Genomic DNA, 19,483 nt, shown 5'->3' on the forward strand with positions numbered 1-19,483 from the left:
ACTTCCTCAACGGTCCACTCTCTCACCCGTGCCGGACGGGTCGGCGCTTTCCACTGCGGTGTCCGGTGTCTCGTCACTCGGCTGCTCCGGGTCGGCTGCCCCTGCTCGGCCGCCGGACTCTTTCTCGGGACGATTCTCACGGTCTCCGGCGTTCTCCGGGCCGTCGGCGGGCTCGCCCGCCTCGTCGGCACCGTCCTCGCCTTCGGCACCGTTCTCGCCGTCTTCGTCGGTCTCGTCGGTCTCTTCCGCTTCCCGGGCCGCGGCGCGCTTGCGCTGGGTGTACATCCGGAAGCCGGCCAGCACGAGCAGCAGGACGCCGCCGCCGATGACCAGCATCACCGTGGCCGTGATCTCGGTGACCCGCACGTCGAAGGCGACCTCTTCGCCGTACTTCTGGCCGTCCTCGGTGTACAGCTGGGCGACCACCGTGGTCTGGCCGTTGACCTTGGCGGACGTGGTGAACTTCACCGTCGTGGTGTGCCCGCCGGAGACCGTCACCCGCTGCTCGGCGTAGGCCTCGTCGGAGATCTCGAGACGGGTCGGGTTCTTCGAGGTGAGCCGCAGGACCAGGTGGTCGACGCCCTGCACCAGGTTGTTCTGCACGGTCACCGGGATCGTGGCGCTTCGTCCGGAGAGCTTGGTCTCGGACTTGTCGATCAGCTTGACCTGGCCGGTGAGGGTGTCGAGATAGGCCTGCACACCCTGACGGAACGAGCTCGCGGCGGTGCTCCTGCCCCGCCAGGACGTGGACATCTCACGGTTCATGGCCCGCCCGAAGGGGGTCACCACCCGGGCCTCGTTGGCGAGGATCACCTTGAAGTTGTCGAGCTTGTCCTGCGTGTACGCGATCTGCTCGAAAGCCGACCGGGGCAGCTCCTGCTTGCGCAGCGAGGAGGGGTACGCCGACCGCGACGGCACCTTCGTGGTGGCGCCCGGGTCGGGCTTGGCCTTGGCGGCCGCCGCGAGCTGCTGGGACTGCGACCAGGTACCGCTCTGGAGGGTGCTGACGGCCTCCGCCAGCGACCGGGCCTGGCTCGTGGTCGGCATGCGCTGCGGGGCGACGACGGCGCTGCGCTGCTTGCCCGTCTGAAGGTTCAGGGCCAGGCTCTGCGCGAGGAACTCCTGCACGGCGAGCGTGGAGGTGGAGGCCTTGGTCAGATCGCCCTTGAACGCCGTCGACAGCCGCGCGTCCGCGACCACCGCCGTGGTGCCGCCGCCGATGGGCCGGGCCGCGGAGGGGGTGTAGGTGAGATCGCCGTTCTCCGTCAGGCTGTCGCTGCGCGCGATCACCTTGTCGGCGCCTGCCGAGGTGGCGACCTTGACGATCGACGGGTCGACGGCGCCGTCCACCGGCCAGGCGAAGTCGGTGTTCGGGGTCACATGGAGCACGGTCTCCACGGTGGTGGCGGCGACGTCGGTGGCCGCCTTGAGCTGGCTCAGGGAGCCGGCGACACCGGTGCCGTTGTGGGCGAGCGAGGCCAGGTCGGGATCGGCGAAGGGCAGCGCCACGACCTCCTTGCCCAGCACCGCCTCCTGGAGCTCGTCGAGCCACTGCTTGGCGACCGCCTGGTGGGTGCCGGCCGTGGTGGTGTCCCCGTCGCCCCGGACCCGGTAGTTGCCGGTCATGGCGTCGACGGACGCCAGCAGGTCCGGGTCGATCACCCAGGTGACGTCGAGCTCCTTGCCCAGGCTCAGAAGCTGCTCCAGGCGACCGCCGGGCGAGAGCTCCTTGGCCAGGTCGTCGTTGAGGAAGACCGGCGTCTGCTGCGCGTTGGAACCGGTCTCCGCCGACATGTGGACGGTGGAGACCAGCGGCCACAGCACCGTCGTCCTCGTCGGGGTGTCCGCCTCCTCGGGCTGCCACGGCAGGAAGGTCCGCTGGACGCCCAGCACCTGCTCCCACGGCTGCGCGGACGTCTCGCCCGCGAGGGAGACACCGAGCGGGTAGACGCCGTCGTCGTCCAGGTGGAGCTTGTCGACCGGGACGGAGATGCTGAAGTGCTCGGACACGCCCGGTGTGAGCTTGGCGAACTCGGCTACGTACTTGCCGCCCACCTCGGAGCCGTCGTTGCCGGAGAGGGCGTCCGCGCGCTTGGCGGCACTGTCGATCGCCGAGCGGGTGGTGAGCGCGGAACCCACGCGCAGACCCACGTGGGCGTCGGTGACCGCCTGCTTGCCGTTGTTGGTGACCGTGCCCGAGACCGTCAGGGTGTCCCCGTCGGTGGGAGCGGCGGGGCTGAGCGAGTCGACGGTGACGGCCACCGTGCCGGCGTCGGAGGCCTCCTTGGCGGAGGTCTGGCCGACGGCCTGCGCGGGGGCGGCGGGCAGCTGGAGCAGACCGGCCAGCAGGGGCGCCCCGGCGAGCAGTGCGCCGGTGCGCCGCAGCCACCGGCGGGCAGGTGAGGGAGTCATCCCCGGAAAGTCTGCCGCCTCGGCCACGCGTTCGCCCGTCCCTCGTCGTCGTCAGTGGTCGTCGGAATGTGCGTCCACGCATGGTAACGATGCGCGCTGAGGGGAAGTGCCGCGGACTGCTCCACAAGATCGTGGAAGCCGGTCGGATCGCCCGCTATCCATGTGTATGGGAGGGAGTGGGACCTCAGGTGTAAAGAAGCCGTCTTGTCCGGCTATCGCGAGTGATGTCCGCTCACCCAAATCGGGGCGCCCCGGGTCGGCCGGGCCACGTACCCTCTTCTGTTGTGCCGAACGCCAACGAAGACAATCTCAGCGTCCTGAGCCAGGTGCAGCACCGCGCGGTCAGTGAGCTGCTGCGGGTCGCCCCTGTCGCCGACGATCTCGCCCGCCGCTTCCAGGAGGCCGGGTTCTCTCTCGCCCTGGTCGGCGGCTCGGTCCGGGACGCCCTGCTCGGCCGGCTCGGCAATGACCTGGACTTCACGACGGACGCCCGCCCCGAGGACGTACTGAAGATCGTCCGGCCATGGGCGGACGCCGTGTGGGAGGTCGGGATCGCGTTCGGCACCGTCGGGGTCCAGAAGGACGCCCGTGTCGGAGACGTCGATCGATGCTTCCAGATCGAGGTCACCACCTACCGCTCGGAAGCCTACGACCGCACCTCGCGCAAGCCCGAGGTCTCGTACGGCGACTCCATCGAGCAGGACCTCGTCCGGCGTGACTTCACCGTGAACGCCATGGCCGTGGCGCTTCCCGAGAAGGAGTTCATCGACCCGCACGGTGGCCTCGAGGACCTCGCTGCGCGTGTGCTGCGCACTCCGGGCACGCCGGAGGAGTCGTTCTCGGACGACCCGCTGCGCATGATGCGCGCCGCCCGCTTCGCCGCCCAGCTCGACTTCGAGGTCGATCCCGAGGTCGTCACGGCGATGAAGGAAATGGCCGGCCGTATCGAGATCGTCTCCGCCGAGCGGGTACGGGACGAGCTGAACAAGCTGATCCTTTCCGCGAACCCGCGCAAGGGGCTGTCGCTGCTGGTCGACACCGGCATCGCCGACCATGTGCTGCCCGAGCTGCCCGCCCTGCGGCTGGAGAGCGACGAACACCACCGGCACAAGGACGTCTACGAACACACCTTGATCGTCCTCGAGCAGGCGATCGCTCTGGAGGAGGACGGCCCCGACCTGACTCTGCGGCTGGCCGCGCTGCTGCACGACATCGGCAAGCCGCGCACCCGCCGCTTCGAGAACGACGGCCGCGTTTCCTTCCACCACCACGAGGTGGTCGGAATGAAGATGACGAAGAAGCGCATGACGGCTCTGAAGTACTCCAACGAGCTGGTGAAGGACGTCTCCCGACTGGTCGAACTCCACCTGCGCTTCCACGGATACGGCACCGGTGAGTGGACGGACTCCGCGGTGCGTCGCTATGTACGGGACGCGGGACCGCTCCTCGATCGCCTGCACAAGCTGACCCGCTCGGACTGCACGACGCGGAACAAGCGCAGGGCGGCCGCGCTCTCTCGGGCGTACGACGGGCTGGAGGAGCGCATCTCCCAGCTGAAGGAGCGGGAGGAGCTGGACGCGATCCGCCCCGACCTCGACGGCAACCAGATCATGGAGATCCTGGGTGTCGGCCCCGGCCCTGCCATCGGCAAGGCGTACAAGCACCTGCTGGAACTGCGCCTGGAGAACGGGCCGATGGAGCACGACGCGGCGGTGACGGCGCTCAAGGAGTGGTGGGCCGAGCAGGGCTGAGTCCGCGAAACGGGGTCATGTTTCACGTGAAACATGACCCCGGCGACGCGGGCAGGCGCACATGCGAAGGGGCGGTGTTTCACGTGAAACACCGCCCCTCTCAGCAACTGCCTTACTTCGAGTAGTCCTTCAGGCAGAGCAGGAAGTTACTGCCGTCACCGGTCTCGGTGTACGAGTACTGGAAGTCCTTGGCCTTCTCCTCGCACTTGCTGTCGGCCGTGAGCGCGGTGTACGTGCCCTCGACCTTCGCCAGCACGATGTACTGCGCCTGCGAGGAGTCGCACTTGACGACCTCGAGGTCGGGGTTGTCGTCGCTGCTGCTGCCTCGGTGCATGCAGTCGCCGACCGCCGCCGTGTTGGCGTCGTCCTGGCTGGATATGTAGGCGCCGATACCCACACCGATGACAGCGAGAACGATGACGACGTTCTTGATCAGCTTGAAGCTGACCTTTCGGCGGGGCTGCTCCGGCGGGACCGCGCCGTAGGGAGCGGCACCCGGCTGCGGGTAGCCGGGCTGCGGCGGGTACGGCGCCTGGCCCTGCGGCTGGCCGTAGGGCTGCTGGCCCTGCTGCGCGAACGGGTTCTGGCCGTGGGGCGGCGGAGTCGACACTTGGAGGTCCCCCTAGAAAACTTTAGACGTGTGGCGCGAAATCACTCGCGAAGTAAGACTCACGTAAGTTACCGGCCCCCACTGACAACCCTGTAGCCGGAGCCGGAGTCTGTGTCATTGATGTGACACTTTCCAGCGCTCAAAGCGGGCCATAGCGGCAGCAACTGTTCCGTAGATAACGGCGACCGTGACCACCAATGCGGTGGAACGTCCGTCAGGCGGCAGCATCAGGGCGGCGACGGCCGCGGCGCCGACGAAAGCGACGTTGAACAGAACGTCGTAGAGAGAGAAGATCCGGCCGCGGAAGCCGTCCTGCACGGACGACTGGACGATGGTGTCGGTGGCGATCTTCACGCCCTGGGTGACCAGCCCCAGCACGAAGGCCGCGGCGAACGTGGTGACCTGGGTGAACGGCGGCATGAGGGCGAGCACCAGGACCGCGGCGGCCGCGGAGCACACGACGATCCAGCGGGCCGGGCCCAGTCGTCCCGCAGCCGACGGGGTGACCACCGCGGCGACGAAGAAGCCCAGGCCGGAGACTCCTACCGCCAGCCCCAGCAGGGCCAGCCCGTCGTTCGGGTCGGACGACCAGGCGTACCGGCACAGCATCAGCACCATGACGGTCAGGGCGCCGTAGGAGAACCGCATCAGGGAGATCGAGCCGAGCGCCCAGGCGGCCTCCCTGCGCTTCGGCTCGGCCAGGTGACGCAGGCCCGCCGAAAGGCCGCGGGCGGTGCCGCTGAGCGCGCTTGCCAGCCTGGGTCGGACCAGATCACGGTCGGGGCCGAGCAGATCCGCGGCCATGGCCAGGGAGGCGAGCGCGGCGGCCAGGTACAGCGCGCAGCCCAGCAGCACCACCGCGGCGTCGGAGTCCGCCACCACCAGCCGGACGACGAAGGCGAGACCGCCGCCGGCGACCGCGGCCAGCGTGCCGGCGGTCGGGGAGAGGGAGTTGGCCATCACCAGGCGTTCGCCGTCGACGACGCGTGGCAGGGCCGCCGAAAGGCCGGCGAGGACGAAGCGGTTGACCGCGGTGACGCACAGCGCGGAGGCGTAGAAGAGCCAGTCGGGGACATGGCCGATCATCAGGACGGCCGTCACGGAGGCCAGCAGGGCGCGCAGCAGGTTGCCGTAGAGGAAGACCTGTCGGCGGCGCCAGCGGTCCAGCAGGACACCGGCGAAGGGGCCGACGAGGGAGTACGGCAGCAGCAGGACCGCCATGGCGGAGGCGATCGCGCCGGCGGAGGTCTGTTTCTCCGGGGAGAAGACGACATAGGTGGCCAGCGCGACCTGGTAGACGCCGTCCGCGCACTGGGAGAGCAGCCGCACCGCGAGCAGTCGCCGGAAGTTCCCGAAGCGCAGGAGGACGCGCAGATCACGGACGACGGCCATGGGGCCCAGCCTCACATACGGGGAGGGTCCCCGGGTCGCATGACCCGGGGACCCTTCTCAGCCCTGGCAGGAGCGAATTTTCCGTGCGTGTCGAGTTAGCGCTCGACCTCGCCGCGGATGAACTTCTCGACGTTCGCGTAGGCCTCGTCGTCGAAGTACTGGACCGGCGGGGACTTCATGAAGTACGAGGACGCCGAGAGGATCGGGCCGCCGATGCCGCGGTCCTTGGCGATCTTCGCGGCGCGCAGGGCGTCGATGATGACACCCGCGGAGTTCGGGGAGTCCCAGACCTCGAGCTTGTACTCCAGGTTCAGCGGGACGTCACCGAACGCACGGCCCTCGAGGCGGACGTACGCCCACTTGCGGTCGTCCAGCCAGGCCACGTAGTCCGAGGGACCGATGTGGACGTTCTTCTCGCCCAGGTCGCGGTCGGGGATCTGCGAGGTGACGGCCTGCGTCTTCGAGATCTTCTTGGACTCGAGGCGGTCGCGCTCCAGCATGTTCTTGAAGTCCATGTTGCCGCCGACGTTGAGCTGCATGGTGCGCTCGAGCCGGACACCGCGGTCCTCGAACAGCTTCGCCATCACACGGTGCGTGATGGTGGCGCCGACCTGGGACTTGATGTCGTCACCGACGATCGGGACGCCCGCCTCGGTGAACTTGTCCGCCCACTCCTTGGTGCCGGCGATGAAGACCGGAAGAGCGTTGACGAACGCGACCTTGGCGTCGATGGCGGCCTGGGCGTAGAACTTCGCCGCGTTCTCGGAACCGACGGGCAGGTAGCAGACGAGAACGTCGACCTGGCGGTCCTTGAGGATCTGGACGATGTCGACCGGGGCCTCGGCGGACTCCTCGATGGTCTCGCGGTAGTACTTACCGAGACCGTCCAGGGTGTGGCCGCGCTGGACCGTGACGCCCTTGTTCGGGACGTCGCAGATCTTGATGGTGTTGTTCTCGCTGGCACCGATGGCGTCCGAGAGGTCGAGGCCGACCTTCTTCGCGTCGACGTCGAAGGCGGCGACGAACTCGACGTCACCGACGTGGTAGTCGCCGAACTGCACGTGCATCAGACCCGGGACCTTGGACGCCGGGTCGGCGTCCTTGTAGTACTCGACGCCCTGCACCAGCGAGGCGGCGCAGTTGCCTACGCCGACGATGGCTACGCGAACCGAACCCATTCCGGTTGCTCCCTGTGTGTACGAGTGAGGCCCTGAATGGGCGCTCACGTGGCGGTTTCGTCGGGCAGATCCGCCCCAGGGGTGTCCCCGGGGCGGGGCAGGCCGCCCGTCGATCCAGATGTGGTGGTGTTCTGCTGAGCGGACCCCCCGGAAGCGGGACCTGTCAGGTCCCGTCCGGCCCGCTCGCTCTCGATGAGCTCGTTCAGCCAGCGCACTTCGCGCTCCACGGACTCCATACCGTGGCGCTGCAGCTCAAGCGTGTAGTCGTCGAGGCGCTCCCGGGTGCGCGCCAGGGAGGCGCGCATCTTCTCGAGGCGCTCCTCCAGCCGGCTGCGACGGCCCTCGAGTACGCGCATGCGAACATCGCGCGACGTCTGTCCGAAGAAGGCGAAACGAGCGGCGAAGTGTTCGTCCTCGTACGCGTCGGGACCCGTCTGCGAGAGCAGATCCTCGAAGTGCTCCTTACCCTCCGCCGTCAACCGGTAGACGATCTTGGCGCGACGCCCTGCGAGTGGAGCGGCGAGGGCGTCTTCGTGGGTGTTTCCCGGTTCCTCGATCAACCAGCCGTTGGTGACCAGCGTCTTGAGGCAGGGGTAGAGCGTGCCGTAGCTGAACGCACGGAACACACCCAGTGACGTATTGAGCCGTTTGCGCAGCTCGTAGCCGTGCATCGGAGACTCGCGGAGAAGGCCCAGGACGGCGAACTCGAGGATCCCGGCACGCCGGCTCATCGTCGCCTCCTCTCGGCCTTATGTCGCGCTGATGTATCGACTCGATACATCACGACGATAGAACGGCGTTCCGGATGCGACAAGAGGGGAGAAGGTGAACGGGATCACATCACCGATTCATTGAGGGCAAGTTGCCTGGTTTGGTATGAACTTCGGGTCTAGGCAGGTTTTGACGGTGCGTAGTCTGTGCGCCATGCACACCACCGGGACCCATGAGACGCCGGGGGGCGTCGAGGTCCTCGGTGCAGTACGGGTGAATGCGCGACCGACCGCATCCGTACTTCGGGGGGACAGGAAACCAGCCGCCCTTTCCAGGCGCGCACGGATGCGCCTGCCCGAGGAGTAATCGTTCGATGAGCGAGCACCGTCGCAAACCGCCGCAGCCGCAGGGAGGCGGACGTGCCGCGGCCCGACGCGGCCAGTCCGGTCCGTCCTCCGGCCGCCGCGCGGCACCGCGAGGCGCCACCGGATCTCCTGCCGACTACGGACTGGGTCACGGGGCCGGAGGCGAGGAGCAGTCGCACGGCAGTCGTGCCGACGCCCGGCGCGCGTCCCAGAGAGACTCGGGCGGGCGGCGCAGAACGGCCGAGCCCACAGGGGGCCGCCGCGGAGCCCCGACCGGCCCCGGACGCGGCAGAGGGCGCCCCGCGCCCGACAGCAAGCGTCTGATCGACTACCCGCGCGCCGGCAAGTACGGCTGGCAGCGCTGGATGCCGTCCTGGAAGCTCGTCGCGGGCCTGTTCGTCGGCTTCGTGGGCAGCCTGGTGGCCGTTGCGGGCATCGGGTACGCCATGGTGGGCATTCCCGACGTCGCCAAGACGGCGACGGCGCAGAACAACGTCTACTACTGGAAAGACGGCAGCCAGATGGTTGCCACCGGTGGTGAGACGAACCGGCAGAACATCGACCTCTCGCAGATCCCGGAGGAGATGCGCTGGGCGGTGATCTCGCAGGAGAACAAGACCTTCTACGACGACAGCGGCATCGACCCCAAGGGCATCGCCCGTGCCGTGTTCAACATGGCGAGGGGCGGTCAGACGCAGGGTGGATCGACGATCACCCAGCAGTACGTCAAGAACGCCATGCTGAACGACCAGTCGCAGACGATCTCCCGGAAGTTCAAGGAGATCTTCGTGTCCATCAAGGTGGGCGCCGAGGTCGACAAGGACCAGATCATGGCCGGCTACCTGAACTCCGCGTACTACGGGCGCAACGCCTACGGAATCCAGGCCGCCTCCCGCGCTTACTTCAACAAGGACGCGATCAAGCTCAACCCCGGCGAGTGCGCGTTCCTGGCCGCCATGCTGAAGGGCGCCACGTACTACGACCCCGCCGGCGCGACCTCCGTCGACCCGGTCGGCGCCACGCCCGCCGCCAACAGCAAGCGGGCGCGGCTCCAGATGCAGGACACCCTCGACAAGATGGTCGAGTACGGACATCTGAAATCCTCGGTGCGGGCCGAGTACACCGCCCTTCCCAAGTGGCAGAACCCCCGCTCCAACACCGACCTGAAGGGCCAGATCGGCTACCTCGTCGACCTCGCCAACGGTTACCTGGTCACCAACAGCAAGACGACCGGGATCACCCAGGACCTGCTCCAGCAGGGCGGCTACTCGATCTACACGACCTTCGACAAGAAGAAGGTCAACGAGCTCGCGGCGTCGGTCGCGAAGGTCCAGAAGGCCAACATCAAGCCGAAGCAACGGCCGGACACGGACACGCACGTCCAGTTCGGCGGGGCGTCCGTGGAACCGGACACCGGTGCCATCCGGGCCATCTACGGCGGTGAGGACGCCACCAAGCACTTCACCGACAACGCCGACCAGACCGGTGCGCAGGTCGGTTCGACGTTCAAGCCGTTCGTGCTGGCCGCCGCGATGACGTGGGGCGTGCGGGATCCGGATCTGGGGTCGTCGCAGGCGCAGGACGAACGCACCATCGTGTCGCCCAAGAGCCTGTTCAGCGGCAAGAACAAGCTCAAGATCGAGAACTACGACGGTTCGGTCTGGAAGAACGAAAAGGGCGAGGAGTGGCTTCAGACCAATGACGGCAACGTCTCTCTGGGGACTCCGCCCAAGTACAAGATCGACCTCCGGGAGGCGATGCGCGAGTCGGTGAACTCCGCCTTCGTGCAGCTCGGCATGGACGTCGGTCTGGACAAGGTGAAGGAATCCGCCGTCAGCGCGGGTCTGAAGGAGTCCAGCCTGACCAACAGCGGCTTCCCGTCGTTCTCGATCGGCATCTCCGACCCGAGCGCGATCCGGATGGCGGGCGCCTACGGCACCTTCGCCGCCAGTGGCAAGCAGAGTGATCCCTACTCCGTGGAGAAGGTCACGAGCGAGAAGGGTCAGATCTTCACGCACGAGACCAAGACGAAGCAGGCGTTCACCGCGAAGGTCGCCGACAACGTCACGGACGTTCTGAAGACCGTCGTCGAGAAGGGCACCGGTACCAACGCCCAGCTGCCCGGCCGCGAGGTGGCCGGCAAGACCGGTACCACCGACGGCAACAAGTCGGCCTGGTTCGTGGGCTACACCCCGCAGCTGTCGACCGCGGTCACCATGTTCCGCTACGACGACGACGAGTCGAACAAGAACCGCACGTTCCTGGAGATGTTCGGAACGGGCGGCCAGGAGAAGATCCACGGTGCCTCGTTCCCGGCGCAGATCTGGCACGACTACATGGCCGAGGCGCTGAAGGGCACGAAGGCGGAGGACTTCCCCGAGCCCCAGCCGATCGGCGAGGTCGTGAACGCGGAACCGTCCCCGACTCCGACGCCTTCGGCCACCGAGACCGAAGAGGAGTCGCCGTCGCCGTCCGCGTCTCCCAGCGAGACGGAGGCCGAGCCCTCGCCTTCGCCGTCCGAGACCTGCTCGAACTTCTTCGACTGCCAGGACGGCAGCGCAGGAACGACCGGCGGAAACGAGAACGGCGGAACTGGGGAGACCACTCCGACACCGACAGCCACGGAATCGGACGGCAACAGCCGAGGCAACGGGAACGGTGGCTTCTTCGGAGGTCCGGGCGGCTAGCCGCACTGTCGTCCAGCTTGGGCGTTTCACGTGAAACATGCGCATGTTTCACGTGAAACGAGGGCCGCTCCACCGAACGAGGTGGGGCGGCCCTCGGCGTTTTCCTAGGTCCGTACGGCAGGATGTCGCTCATGCCCAGTGCAGAATCGACGCCGACGCGCGCGCACGAGCCGGATCCGGTGAAGCCGACCAGCGACGACCCGGTGGCCAAGGCCGGCAGTGAGCTGATCGGCGGCCCCCTGGGCCGCCGGGCCCTGCTCGGGACGTCCTGGTGGACTCCCGTGCGGATCATCGCGCTCGTGGCGATCGGGATGTTCGCCCTAGGACTGATCCAGAAGGCGCCTTGTTACAACGGCGGCTGGTTCTTCGGTGCCACCACCCAGTACACGCACGCCTGCTACTCGGACATCCCGCACCTCTATCAGGGGCGCGGTTTCGCCGACGGACTCGTGCCGTACTTCGACAAGCTCCCCGGCGACATGGACTACCTCGAGTACCCGGTGCTGACCGGCGTGTTCATGGAGGTGGCCAACTGGCTGACGCCGGGCAGCGGCAGCATCCAGGACCAGGAACAGTGGTACTGGATGGTCAACGCCGGGATGCTGATGGCGTGCGCGGCCGTCATCGCCGTCTGTGTGGCCCGGACCCACGCCCGGCGCCCCTGGGACGGCCTGCTGGTCGCCCTGGCGCCCGCCTTCGCGTTGACCGCCACCATCAACTGGGACCTGCTGGCGGTCGCTCTGACGGCCGCGGCGATGCTCATGTGGTCGCGGGGCCGGTCCCTCGCCTTCGGTGTCCTCCTGGGGCTCGCCACGGCCGCCAAGCTCTATCCCGTCTTCCTGCTCGGCCCCCTGTTCGTGCTGTGCTGGCGGGCGGGGAAGTGGCGGGACTTCGGAAAGGCCCTGGGCGGTGCGGTCGTCGCCTGGCTGGTGGTGAACCTGCCGGTCATGCTCTTCGCCTTCGAGGGATGGTCGAAGTTCTACCGGTTCAGCCAGGAGCGGGGCGTCGACTTCGGCTCCTTCTGGCTGATCATGGCGCAGAACTCCAGTGATCCCCTGACCACCGACAGCGTCAACACTCTCGCCACGCTTCTCGTCGTGGTGTGCGCCGCAGGCATCGCCGTGCTGGCGCTGACCGCGCCCCGCCGGCCCCGCTTCGCCCAGCTGGCCTTCCTGATCGTGGCCGCCTTCATCCTCACCAACAAGGTCTACTCGCCGCAGTACGTCCTGTGGCTGGTGCCGCTGGCGGTGCTGGCCCGGCCGAAGTGGCGGGACTTCCTGATCTGGCAGGCGTGCGAGGTCGCCTACTTCCTGGGCATCTGGATGTACCTCGCGTACACGACGAGCGGAGACGCCCACAAGGGTCTGCCGACCGACGGCTATCACTGGGCCATCGGCGTGCACCTGCTGGGAACGCTCTACCTGTGCGGCGTGATCGTGCGGGACATCCTGATGCCGGAGCGGGACGTGGTGCGGCAGGCGGGCGACGACGACCCCTCGGGCGGAGTGCTCGACGGGGCGGAGGACGTCTTCGTGCTCGGCGCCGCGGCCCATCCGCCCCGGCACGCCTCCCACTTCGACGGGCCGCAGGTGGACTGGGGCAAGCAGGACGCCACCGACAGTTCGCTCTGAGCGAACAGGGCGTCGCCCGAGGCATCAGGGCCCGGCAGCGGGCCGACGGGAAAGGCCGTACACGGAGTCTCGTGTACGGCCTTCTTCGTTGCTGCGTTCTTCGGTGCTCGCGCCTCAGCGGTCCACGATCCGGTCGAACTGTGTGGTGGTGTGCCGCAGATGGGCCACGAGTTCGTCGCCGACGTGCGGCTCCGGCGCGTCCGAGGGCACGAACAGGATGGAGACCTGCATGTGCGGCGGCTCGGCGAACCAGCGCTGCTTGCCGCCCCAGACGAACGGGGAGAGGTTCCGGTTCACCGTGGCGAGGCCGGCCCTGGCCACGCCCTTGGCGCGCGGCATGACGCCGTGCAGGGCCTTGGGAGCCTCCAGGCCCACCCCGTGCGACGTTCCGCCCGCCACGACCACCAGGAAGCCGTCGGAGGCCGCCTTCTGCTGCCGGTAGCCGAAGCGGTCGCCCTTGGCGACCCGCGTGACGTCGAGGACGGCACCGCGGTACTCGGTGGCCTCGTGGTCCCCCAGCCACAGCCGTGTGCCGATACGGGCGCGGAAGCGGGTCTGCGGGAACTGCTGCCGCAGCCGGGCGAGTTCGTCTGCCTTGAGGTGGCTGACGAACATCGTGTGCAGCGGCAGCCGGGCCGCACGCAGCCGGTCCATCCAGCCGATGACCTCCTCGACGGCGTCGGAGCCGTCGGTGCGGTCCAACGGGAGGTGGATGGCGAAACCCTCGAGCCTGACGTTCTCGATGGCGGCGTGCAGCTGCGGCAGGTCCTGCTCGCTGATGCCGTGCCGCTTCATCGACGACATCACTTCGATGACCACCCGAGCGCCCACGAGGCCGTACACGCCGTCGATCGACGACACCGAGCGCACGACCCGGTCGGGCAGCGGGACGGGCTCCTCACCGCGCCGGTAGGGCGTCAGCACCAGCAGGTCTCCGCCGAAGAAGTCCTTGATGCGCGCGGCCTCGTACGTCGTGCCGACGGCGAGGACGTCCGAGCCCAGCCGAGTGGCCTCCTCGGCCAGCCGGTCGTGCCCGAACCCGTAGCCGTTGCCCTTGCAGACGGGGACGAGTCCCGGGAACTGCTCCTGCACGTGCTTGTGATGCGCCCGCCAGCGCGCGGTGTCGACGTAGAGGGTGAGCGCCATGGCCGGACCTGGGACCTTTCTCGTGGCTGCGGTGTGGGGAAACGCGTCAGAGGTGTCGGAGGTGTCAGAGGTATGGAATCACTGAACGTGACGTCAGCGGCGCGACATGTAGATGTCGAGGGCCTTGTGGAGCAGCTTGTTCAGCGGGAAGTCCCATTCACCGAGGTACTCCGCGGCCTGTCCGCCCGTGCCGACCTTGAACTGGATCAGGCCGAAGAGGTGGTCGGTCTCGTCCAGCGAGTCGGAGATGCCCCGCAGGTCGTAGACGGTCGCGCCGAGCGCATAGGCGTCGCGCAGCATCCGCCACTGCATCGCGTTCGAGGGCCGGAACTCACGACCGATGTTGTCGGACGCGCCGTAGGAGTACCAGACGTGGCCGCCGACGATCAGCATTGTCGCCGCCGACAGGTTCACGCCGTTGTGGCGGGCGAAGTACAGCCGCATGCGGTTGGGGTCCTCGGTGTTGAGGGCCGACCACATGCGCTGGAAGTAGGAGAGCGGGCGCGGCCGGAAGTGGTCCCGGACAGCCGTGATCTCGTAGAGCCGCTGCCACTCCTCGAGGTCGTGGTAGCCGCCCTGGACGACCTCGACGCCGGCCTTCTCGGCCTTCTTGATGTTGCGGCGCCACAGCTGGTTGAAGTTCTTGTGGACCTCTTCAAGGGAACGGTTCGCCAGCGGCACCTGGTAGACGTAGCGCGGCTGGACGTCGCCGAAGCCGGCGCCGCCGTCCTCGCCCTGCTGCCAGCCCATGCGGCGCAGCTTGTCGGCCACCTCGAAGGCGCGCGGCTCGATGAAGTCGGCCTCGATGTCGCGCAGTCTCTTCACGTCCGGGCTCTGGATGCCGGCCTTGATGGAGGTGGCCTCCCAGCGACGGATGATCACCGGCGGGCCCATCTTCACCGAGAACGCGCCCTGTTGCTTGAGGTGCGCCAGCATCGGTTCCAGCCAGTCGGTCAGATTCGGCGCGTACCAGTTGATGACCGGGCCTTCGGGAAGGTAGGCCAGGTAGCGCTTGATCTTGGGCAGCTGGCGGTAGAGGACGAGGCCCACGCCGACCAGTTCACCGGTGCGCTCGTCGAACCAGCCGAGGCTCTCCGAACGCCACTCGGCCTTGACATCGGCCCAGGCCGGAACCTGCATGTGGCTAGCCGACGGCAGGCTCTGGATGTATGCCAGATGCTGCTCGCGGCTGATCGTCCTCAGGGTCAGGCTCATTCGGGGCGCTCCTCGGGCTGGTGTGTCCCCATGGGTACAGGGGCTCCGGCTCTCGCGCCGAAGCCTACTGCGCCTTGCGAGCTGCCTGACTGGGCGTACGGCACCTGCGCCCCGGCCCGCGTGCGGCCGGGGCGTTCCGTCCCTATTCGTAGGTGTCCTACGCGTCTTCCGGCGCGGACGGTGTCCGTGGTGCGGGCACCGGCGCCGGTCGGGTCACCAGATTCCGCCGAAGAGGCCGCCGTGAGCCATTCCGATGAAGAAGCCGAAGCCCGCGGCACCGAGACCCAGGATCAGACCGAAGCGCTCACGGGTGGTCTCGGAGATCCACTGTCCGTACGCGCCGGTCAGGATTCCCACCAGGCCGGCCCATGAGCTGAGCAGGTGCAGGCTGTGGAAGAACGACGTGATGAAGGCCGTCACGCCGAGCACCAGCGTCACTGCCAGCAGGGTGTCCTGGATTGGATGGGCTTTGCCGTCGGTGGCGAAGAGAGAACCGGCGGTATTGGGTCGCAATGCCTGTGCCATGGGGCACCTCCTGCGAAAGGCGGCGCATCGTAGCGCCATACACACCCGACGTGTACAGACTGACGGTCATCCACGCCGGATTTCAACCGGAAGCGTGTGTGCAGGTAGTCTGTACCCTCTGCACCGGTGTCTGCCCAGGCTTGCCAGGGTGTCCGTCCAGCTGAGAGCGGGGAAGTCGCAAGCCGACCCCCGATTGTCAGTGGCGGCCGATACCGTTGCGTACGCATCACAACCCTCCTGCCACGGATCGACCGTGGCCGCTGAGTCCAAAGGAGGTGGGTTCCACATGCGTCACTACGAAGTGATGGTCATCCTCGACCCCGATCTCGAGGAGCGCGCTGTCTCCCCGCTGATCGAGAACTTCCTCTCCGTTGTCCGTGAGGGCAACGGAAAGGTGGAGAAGGTCGACACCTGGGGCCGTCGTCGTCTCTCGTACGAGATCAAGAAGAAGCCCGAGGGCATCTACTCGGTCATCGACCTGCAGGCCGAGCCTGCGGTCGTCAAGGAGCTCGACCGCCAGATGAACCTGAACGAGTCGGTCCTCCGGACCAAGGTCCTCCGTCCCGAGACCCACTGAGCTCTCCAGCTCAGCTGATCTCGGGATTCTGAGTAGCAGCACTAGCAGCCAGCAGCAAACCCGCCGAGAGGTTCCCCCATGGCAGGCGAGACCGTCATCACGGTCGTCGGCAATCTTGTCGACGACCCCGAGCTGCGCTTCACCCCCTCCGGTGCGGCGGTCGCGAAGTTCCGTGTCGCGTCCACTCCCCGCACCTTCGACCGTCAGACGAACGAGTGGAAGGACGGCGAGAGCCTGTTCCTGACCTGCTCGGTCTGGCGTCAGGCGGCGGAGAACGTCGCGGAGTCGCTCCAGCGAGGCATGCGCGTCATCGTGCAGGGCCGGCTGAAGCAGCGGTCCTACGAGGACCGTGAGGGCGTCAAGCGCACGGTCTACGAGCTGGACGTCGAGGAAGTCGGCGCCAGCCTGCGCAGTGCCACGGCCAAGGTCACCAAGGCTTCCGGCCGCAGTGGTCAGGGCGGCCAGGGTGGTTACGGCGGCGGTGGCGGTGGCGGCCAGCAGGGCGGCGGCTGGGGTGGAAACTCCGGCGGCGGCCAGCAGGGTGGCGCCGCTCCCGCCGAAGACCCGTGGGCAACCGGCGCTCCCGCCGGTGGCAACCAGGGTGCCGGTGGTGGCGGCGGCTGGGGTGGAAACTCCGGCGGCAGCAGCGGTGGTGCTGGTGGCGGCTACTCGGACGAACCCCCCTTCTAGGCCGTTCGGGCCCGGGTCTCCGGGCGCGTCCGGGTCGAGGGTGGGTCGTATCCCAACTTCTTGATCACACAGGAGAAACACCATGGCGAAGCCGCCTGTGCGCAAGCCTAAGAAGAAGGTCTGCGCTTTCTGCAAGGACAAGGTCACGTACGTGGACTACAAGGACACGAACATGCTGCGGAAGTTCATTTCCGACCGCGGCAAGATCCGTGCCCGCCGCGTGACCGGCAACTGCACGCAGCACCAGCGTGACGTCGCCACGGCCGTCAAGAACAGCCGTGAGATGGCACTGCTGCCGTACACCGCTCAGGCGCGATAAGGGAAGGGTGACCGACAAATGAAGATCATCCTCACCCACGAGGTCTCTGGCCTCGGTGCCGCCGGCGACGTCGTCGACGTCAAGGACGGTTACGCTCGCAACTACCTGATCCCGCGGAATTTCGCTATCCGCTGGACCAAGGGTGGCGAGAAGGACGTCGAGCAGATCCGTCGTGCTCGCAAGATCCACGAGATCCAGACCATCGAGCAGGCCAACTCTGTGAAGGCCCAGCTCGAGGGCGTCAAGGTCCGTCTGGCCGTCCGCTCCGGCGACGCCGGTCGTCTCTTCGGTTCCGTCACCCCGGCCGACATCGCTTCCGCGATCAAGGCTGCCGGTGGCCCCGAGGTCGACAAGCGTCGCATCGAGCTCGGCTCGGCGATCAAGACGCTGGGCGCCCACGAGACGTCCGTGCGTCTGCACCCCGAGGTTGCCGCCAAGGTCAACATCGAGGTCGTCGCGGCCTGATCGCTGCGTTTGGCTCGAAGAGCTGAGAAGGGGCCGCGCCCTGTGGGGTGCGGCCCCTTCCGCTTGCTTGTTTCACGTGAAACGCCGGTCCCCTGCCTTACGGCCGTTTCGCGCGACCGCCGGTTTCACGTGAAACAGTCAGCGGGTAGCGCCGGTGATGATCCAGCGGCCGGAGCGGGCACGCAGCCAGAGGGTCAGCATGCGGACCACCATCATCAGCGTCATCGCTCCCCACACCGCGGTGAGACCGCCGCCGAGAACCGGCACCAGCAGGGCCACCGGAGTGAAGACCGCCAGGGTGACCACCATCGCCCAGGCGAGATAGGGGCCGTCTCCTGCACCCATCAGTACTCCGTCCAGTACGAAGACGATGCCGCAGACGGGCTGGGAGAGTGCCACCACGAGAAGTGCCGGCAGCGCGGCCTCCCTCACCGCAGGGTCGCTGGTGAAGAGCGGCAGGAACACGGGGCGGGCGATCACGACCAGCAGACCGAGCAGAGCACCCACGGCGATGCCCCACTGGACCATGCGGCGGCAGACGTCACGGGCGCCCTGGGCGTCGTCGGCACCGAGATACCGCCCGATGATGGCCTGTCCGGCGATGGCGATGGCGTCGAGGGCGAAGGCCAGCAGGCTCCACAGTCCCAGAGCGATCTGATGTGCCGCGATGTCGTCGTCTCCGAGTCGGGCGGCCACGGCTGTGGCGATCATCAGAATGGCCCGCAGGGAGAGAGTGCGGACCAGCAGGGGAACCCCGGCCTGGGCGGAGGCCCTGATGCCGACGGCGTCGGGGCGCAGAGACGCGCCATGGCGCCGGGCTCCGCGGATCACCACGGCGAGGTAGACCACGGCCATGCCCCACTGGGCGATCACGGTGCCCCAGGCAGATCCCGCGATTCCGAGGCCCACGCCGTAGACGAGCCCGACGTTCAGGGCGGCGTTGGCGACGAAGCCGGCGACGGCGACATAGAGCGGTGTCCTGGTGTCCTGGAGTCCACGCAGAACACCGGTCGCGGCCAGTACGACGAGCATGGCCGGGATGCCGAGCGCCGAGATGCGCAGATAGGTGGTCGCGTAGGGAGCGGCGGTGTCCGAGGCGCCGAAGAGTTCCACGAGTGCCGGGGCGGTGGGCAGGGTGGCCGCGATCACGGCGGCGCCGAGCAGCAGCGCCAGCCAGATGCCGTCCATGCCCTGGCGGATGGCTGCCGGCAGGTCACCGGCGCCCACGCGGCGCGCCACGGCTGCTGTGGTGGCGTAGGCGAGGAAGACGAAGACACTGACGGCCGTCATGAGAAGCGCGGAGGCGATGCCGAGTCCGGCCAGTTGGGCGGTACCCAGATGGCCGACGATCGCGCTGTCGGCCATGACGAAGAGCGGCTCGGCGACGAGCGCGCCGAAGGCCGGGACGGCCAGTGCGACGATCTCTCGATCGTGCTGCCGTCGGACGGTCTCGGGGGACGCGGGAGCCTGTGTCATGAGCACCAATCTAATCGTCCACAGGTAAGAGATCCAGTCGCCTTGTGACCCTTACCTGTCCTCACGCCGTGTAGTGTCTTGCGCGCCGTTCGAAGAGATCTTGGTCCGACCGGGCAACTTTTTCTTCTGCACAGCCGGTGGATGGTGAAAGTGCAGGTCAGGGGCGCTTCGCAAGAAAAGACGAGGGCTTGTTCACAAGGCTGTCCACCGGGTCGTGCACAGGTTTTGCGGAGTTCTCCACAGCATCGGGGCCGTCGTCCACATGGCCTGTGGATAACCAGATTGGCTGACGGTGCCGACGGGCCTACCGTGGTCCGGCGCCCGCTCCGTCCG

Annotated in this window: 16 protein-coding genes; 7 read left to right on the top strand and 9 right to left on the bottom strand. The window is 67.6% G+C overall.

Features of this window, described 5'->3' with window-relative positions:
- Positions 1-6 precede the first annotated feature (6 nt).
- The gene (locus tag OHU34_RS21495) at positions 7-2,439 is read right to left on the bottom strand and encodes a DUF6049 family protein (protein WP_142265149.1); all 2,433 of its coding nucleotides are present in this window, start codon (positions 2,437-2,439) and stop codon (positions 7-9) included.
- A gap of 257 nt (positions 2,440-2,696) precedes the next feature.
- Between OHU34_RS21495 and OHU34_RS21500 the strand changes: the two genes are divergently transcribed.
- A complete protein-coding gene (locus OHU34_RS21500) occupies positions 2,697-4,163 on the top strand; it encodes a CCA tRNA nucleotidyltransferase (RefSeq protein ID WP_142265148.1) in 1,467 nt (488 codons plus the stop codon).
- A gap of 112 nt (positions 4,164-4,275) precedes the next feature.
- Here OHU34_RS21500 and OHU34_RS21505 read toward each other — a convergent pair whose 3' ends face one another.
- The 4 genes from OHU34_RS21505 to OHU34_RS21520 form a co-directional block, all read right to left on the bottom strand.
- Positions 4,276-4,773: a hypothetical protein gene (locus OHU34_RS21505; RefSeq protein WP_405767867.1), complete on the bottom strand. Its 498-nt coding sequence runs from the start codon at positions 4,771-4,773 to the stop codon at positions 4,276-4,278.
- A gap of 114 nt (positions 4,774-4,887) precedes the next feature.
- Positions 4,888-6,165: an MFS transporter gene (locus tag OHU34_RS21510; RefSeq protein ID WP_405767870.1), complete on the bottom strand. Its 1,278-nt coding sequence runs from the start codon at positions 6,163-6,165 to the stop codon at positions 4,888-4,890.
- A gap of 95 nt (positions 6,166-6,260) precedes the next feature.
- Complete coding sequence (locus tag OHU34_RS21515; RefSeq protein WP_057606318.1) at positions 6,261-7,343, bottom strand: inositol-3-phosphate synthase; 1,083 nt, start codon at positions 7,341-7,343, stop codon at positions 6,261-6,263.
- Positions 7,344-7,387: 44 nt separating this feature from the next.
- Positions 7,388-8,074 (bottom strand): PadR family transcriptional regulator, encoded by a 687-nt coding sequence (locus OHU34_RS21520; RefSeq protein ID WP_142265145.1) that lies wholly within the window; start codon positions 8,072-8,074, stop codon positions 7,388-7,390.
- Between the two features lie 353 nt (positions 8,075-8,427).
- Here OHU34_RS21520 and OHU34_RS21525 point away from each other — a divergent pair, with 353 nt between their 5' ends.
- Positions 8,428-11,106 (top strand): transglycosylase domain-containing protein, encoded by a 2,679-nt coding sequence (locus OHU34_RS21525; RefSeq protein WP_405767872.1) that lies wholly within the window; start codon positions 8,428-8,430, stop codon positions 11,104-11,106.
- Between the two features lie 131 nt (positions 11,107-11,237).
- Positions 11,238-12,737 carry a glycosyltransferase family 87 protein gene (locus tag OHU34_RS21530; protein WP_054242130.1) on the top strand — a complete coding sequence of 500 codons (1,500 nt, stop codon included), beginning with the start codon at positions 11,238-11,240 and terminating at the stop codon, positions 12,735-12,737.
- 114 nt (positions 12,738-12,851) lie between these two features.
- On the opposite strand, the gene OHU34_RS21535 is transcribed toward OHU34_RS21530, so the two are convergent.
- From OHU34_RS21535 to OHU34_RS21545, 3 genes are all read right to left on the bottom strand, one after another.
- Positions 12,852-13,883: an alanine racemase gene (locus tag OHU34_RS21535; RefSeq protein WP_020130668.1), complete on the bottom strand. Its 1,032-nt coding sequence runs from the start codon at positions 13,881-13,883 to the stop codon at positions 12,852-12,854.
- 93 nt (positions 13,884-13,976) lie between these two features.
- Complete coding sequence (gene femX / locus OHU34_RS21540; protein WP_020130669.1) at positions 13,977-15,098, bottom strand: peptidoglycan bridge formation glycyltransferase FemX; 1,122 nt, start codon at positions 15,096-15,098, stop codon at positions 13,977-13,979.
- 213 nt (positions 15,099-15,311) lie between these two features.
- Complete coding sequence (locus OHU34_RS21545) at positions 15,312-15,623, bottom strand: hypothetical protein (protein WP_054242131.1); 312 nt, start codon at positions 15,621-15,623, stop codon at positions 15,312-15,314.
- Positions 15,624-15,909: 286 nt separating this feature from the next.
- Between OHU34_RS21545 and rpsF the strand changes: the two genes are divergently transcribed.
- From rpsF to rplI, 4 genes are all read left to right on the top strand, one after another.
- Positions 15,910-16,200, top strand: coding sequence for a 30S ribosomal protein S6 (gene rpsF / locus OHU34_RS21550; RefSeq protein WP_006604399.1), 291 nt, complete (start codon positions 15,910-15,912; stop codon positions 16,198-16,200).
- Positions 16,201-16,278: 78 nt separating this feature from the next.
- Positions 16,279-16,890: a single-stranded DNA-binding protein gene (locus tag OHU34_RS21555; protein ID WP_142265143.1), complete on the top strand. Its 612-nt coding sequence runs from the start codon at positions 16,279-16,281 to the stop codon at positions 16,888-16,890.
- A gap of 82 nt (positions 16,891-16,972) precedes the next feature.
- The gene (gene rpsR / locus OHU34_RS21560; RefSeq protein WP_020130672.1) at positions 16,973-17,209 is read left to right on the top strand and encodes a 30S ribosomal protein S18; all 237 of its coding nucleotides are present in this window, start codon (positions 16,973-16,975) and stop codon (positions 17,207-17,209) included.
- An 18-nt stretch (positions 17,210-17,227) separates the two neighbouring features.
- Positions 17,228-17,674 carry a 50S ribosomal protein L9 gene (rplI, locus tag OHU34_RS21565; RefSeq protein WP_020130673.1) on the top strand — a complete coding sequence of 149 codons (447 nt, stop codon included), beginning with the start codon at positions 17,228-17,230 and terminating at the stop codon, positions 17,672-17,674.
- A gap of 138 nt (positions 17,675-17,812) precedes the next feature.
- Here the strand turns inward: rplI and OHU34_RS21570 are convergent, their stop codons facing one another.
- Positions 17,813-19,150, bottom strand: coding sequence for an MATE family efflux transporter (locus OHU34_RS21570; RefSeq protein WP_230195237.1), 1,338 nt, complete (start codon positions 19,148-19,150; stop codon positions 17,813-17,815).
- Positions 19,151-19,483: the final 333 nt, after the last annotated feature.

Origin of the sequence: Streptomyces sp. NBC_00080 (assembly GCF_045041255.1) — a bacterium.
Classification (GTDB): Bacteria; Actinomycetota; Actinomycetes; order Streptomycetales; family Streptomycetaceae; genus Streptomyces; species Streptomyces coriariae.

Bases quoted from the DNA above. Each gene is read 5' to 3' on its own strand.
- OHU34_RS21510 (WP_405767870.1), bottom strand. From the start codon at position 6,165: ATGGCCGTCGTCCGTGATCTGCGCGTCCTCCTGCGCTTCGGGAACTTC.
- OHU34_RS21515 (WP_057606318.1), bottom strand. From the start codon at position 7,343: ATGGGTTCGGTTCGCGTAGCCATCGTCGGCGTAGGCAACTGCGCCGCC.
- OHU34_RS21520 (WP_142265145.1), bottom strand. From the start codon at position 8,074: ATGAGCCGGCGTGCCGGGATCCTCGAGTTCGCCGTCCTGGGCCTTCTC.
- OHU34_RS21525 (WP_405767872.1), top strand. From the start codon at position 8,428: ATGAGCGAGCACCGTCGCAAACCGCCGCAGCCGCAGGGAGGCGGACGT.
- OHU34_RS21530 (WP_054242130.1), top strand. From the start codon at position 11,238: ATGCCCAGTGCAGAATCGACGCCGACGCGCGCGCACGAGCCGGATCCG.
- OHU34_RS21535 (WP_020130668.1), bottom strand. From the start codon at position 13,883: ATGGCGCTCACCCTCTACGTCGACACCGCGCGCTGGCGGGCGCATCAC.
- femX (WP_020130669.1), bottom strand. From the start codon at position 15,098: ATGAGCCTGACCCTGAGGACGATCAGCCGCGAGCAGCATCTGGCATAC.
- OHU34_RS21545 (WP_054242131.1), bottom strand. From the start codon at position 15,623: ATGGCACAGGCATTGCGACCCAATACCGCCGGTTCTCTCTTCGCCACC.
- rpsF (WP_006604399.1), top strand. From the start codon at position 15,910: ATGCGTCACTACGAAGTGATGGTCATCCTCGACCCCGATCTCGAGGAG.
- OHU34_RS21555 (WP_142265143.1), top strand. From the start codon at position 16,279: ATGGCAGGCGAGACCGTCATCACGGTCGTCGGCAATCTTGTCGACGAC.
- rpsR (WP_020130672.1), top strand. From the start codon at position 16,973: ATGGCGAAGCCGCCTGTGCGCAAGCCTAAGAAGAAGGTCTGCGCTTTC.
- rplI (WP_020130673.1), top strand. From the start codon at position 17,228: ATGAAGATCATCCTCACCCACGAGGTCTCTGGCCTCGGTGCCGCCGGC.
- OHU34_RS21570 (WP_230195237.1), bottom strand. From the start codon at position 19,150: ATGACACAGGCTCCCGCGTCCCCCGAGACCGTCCGACGGCAGCACGAT.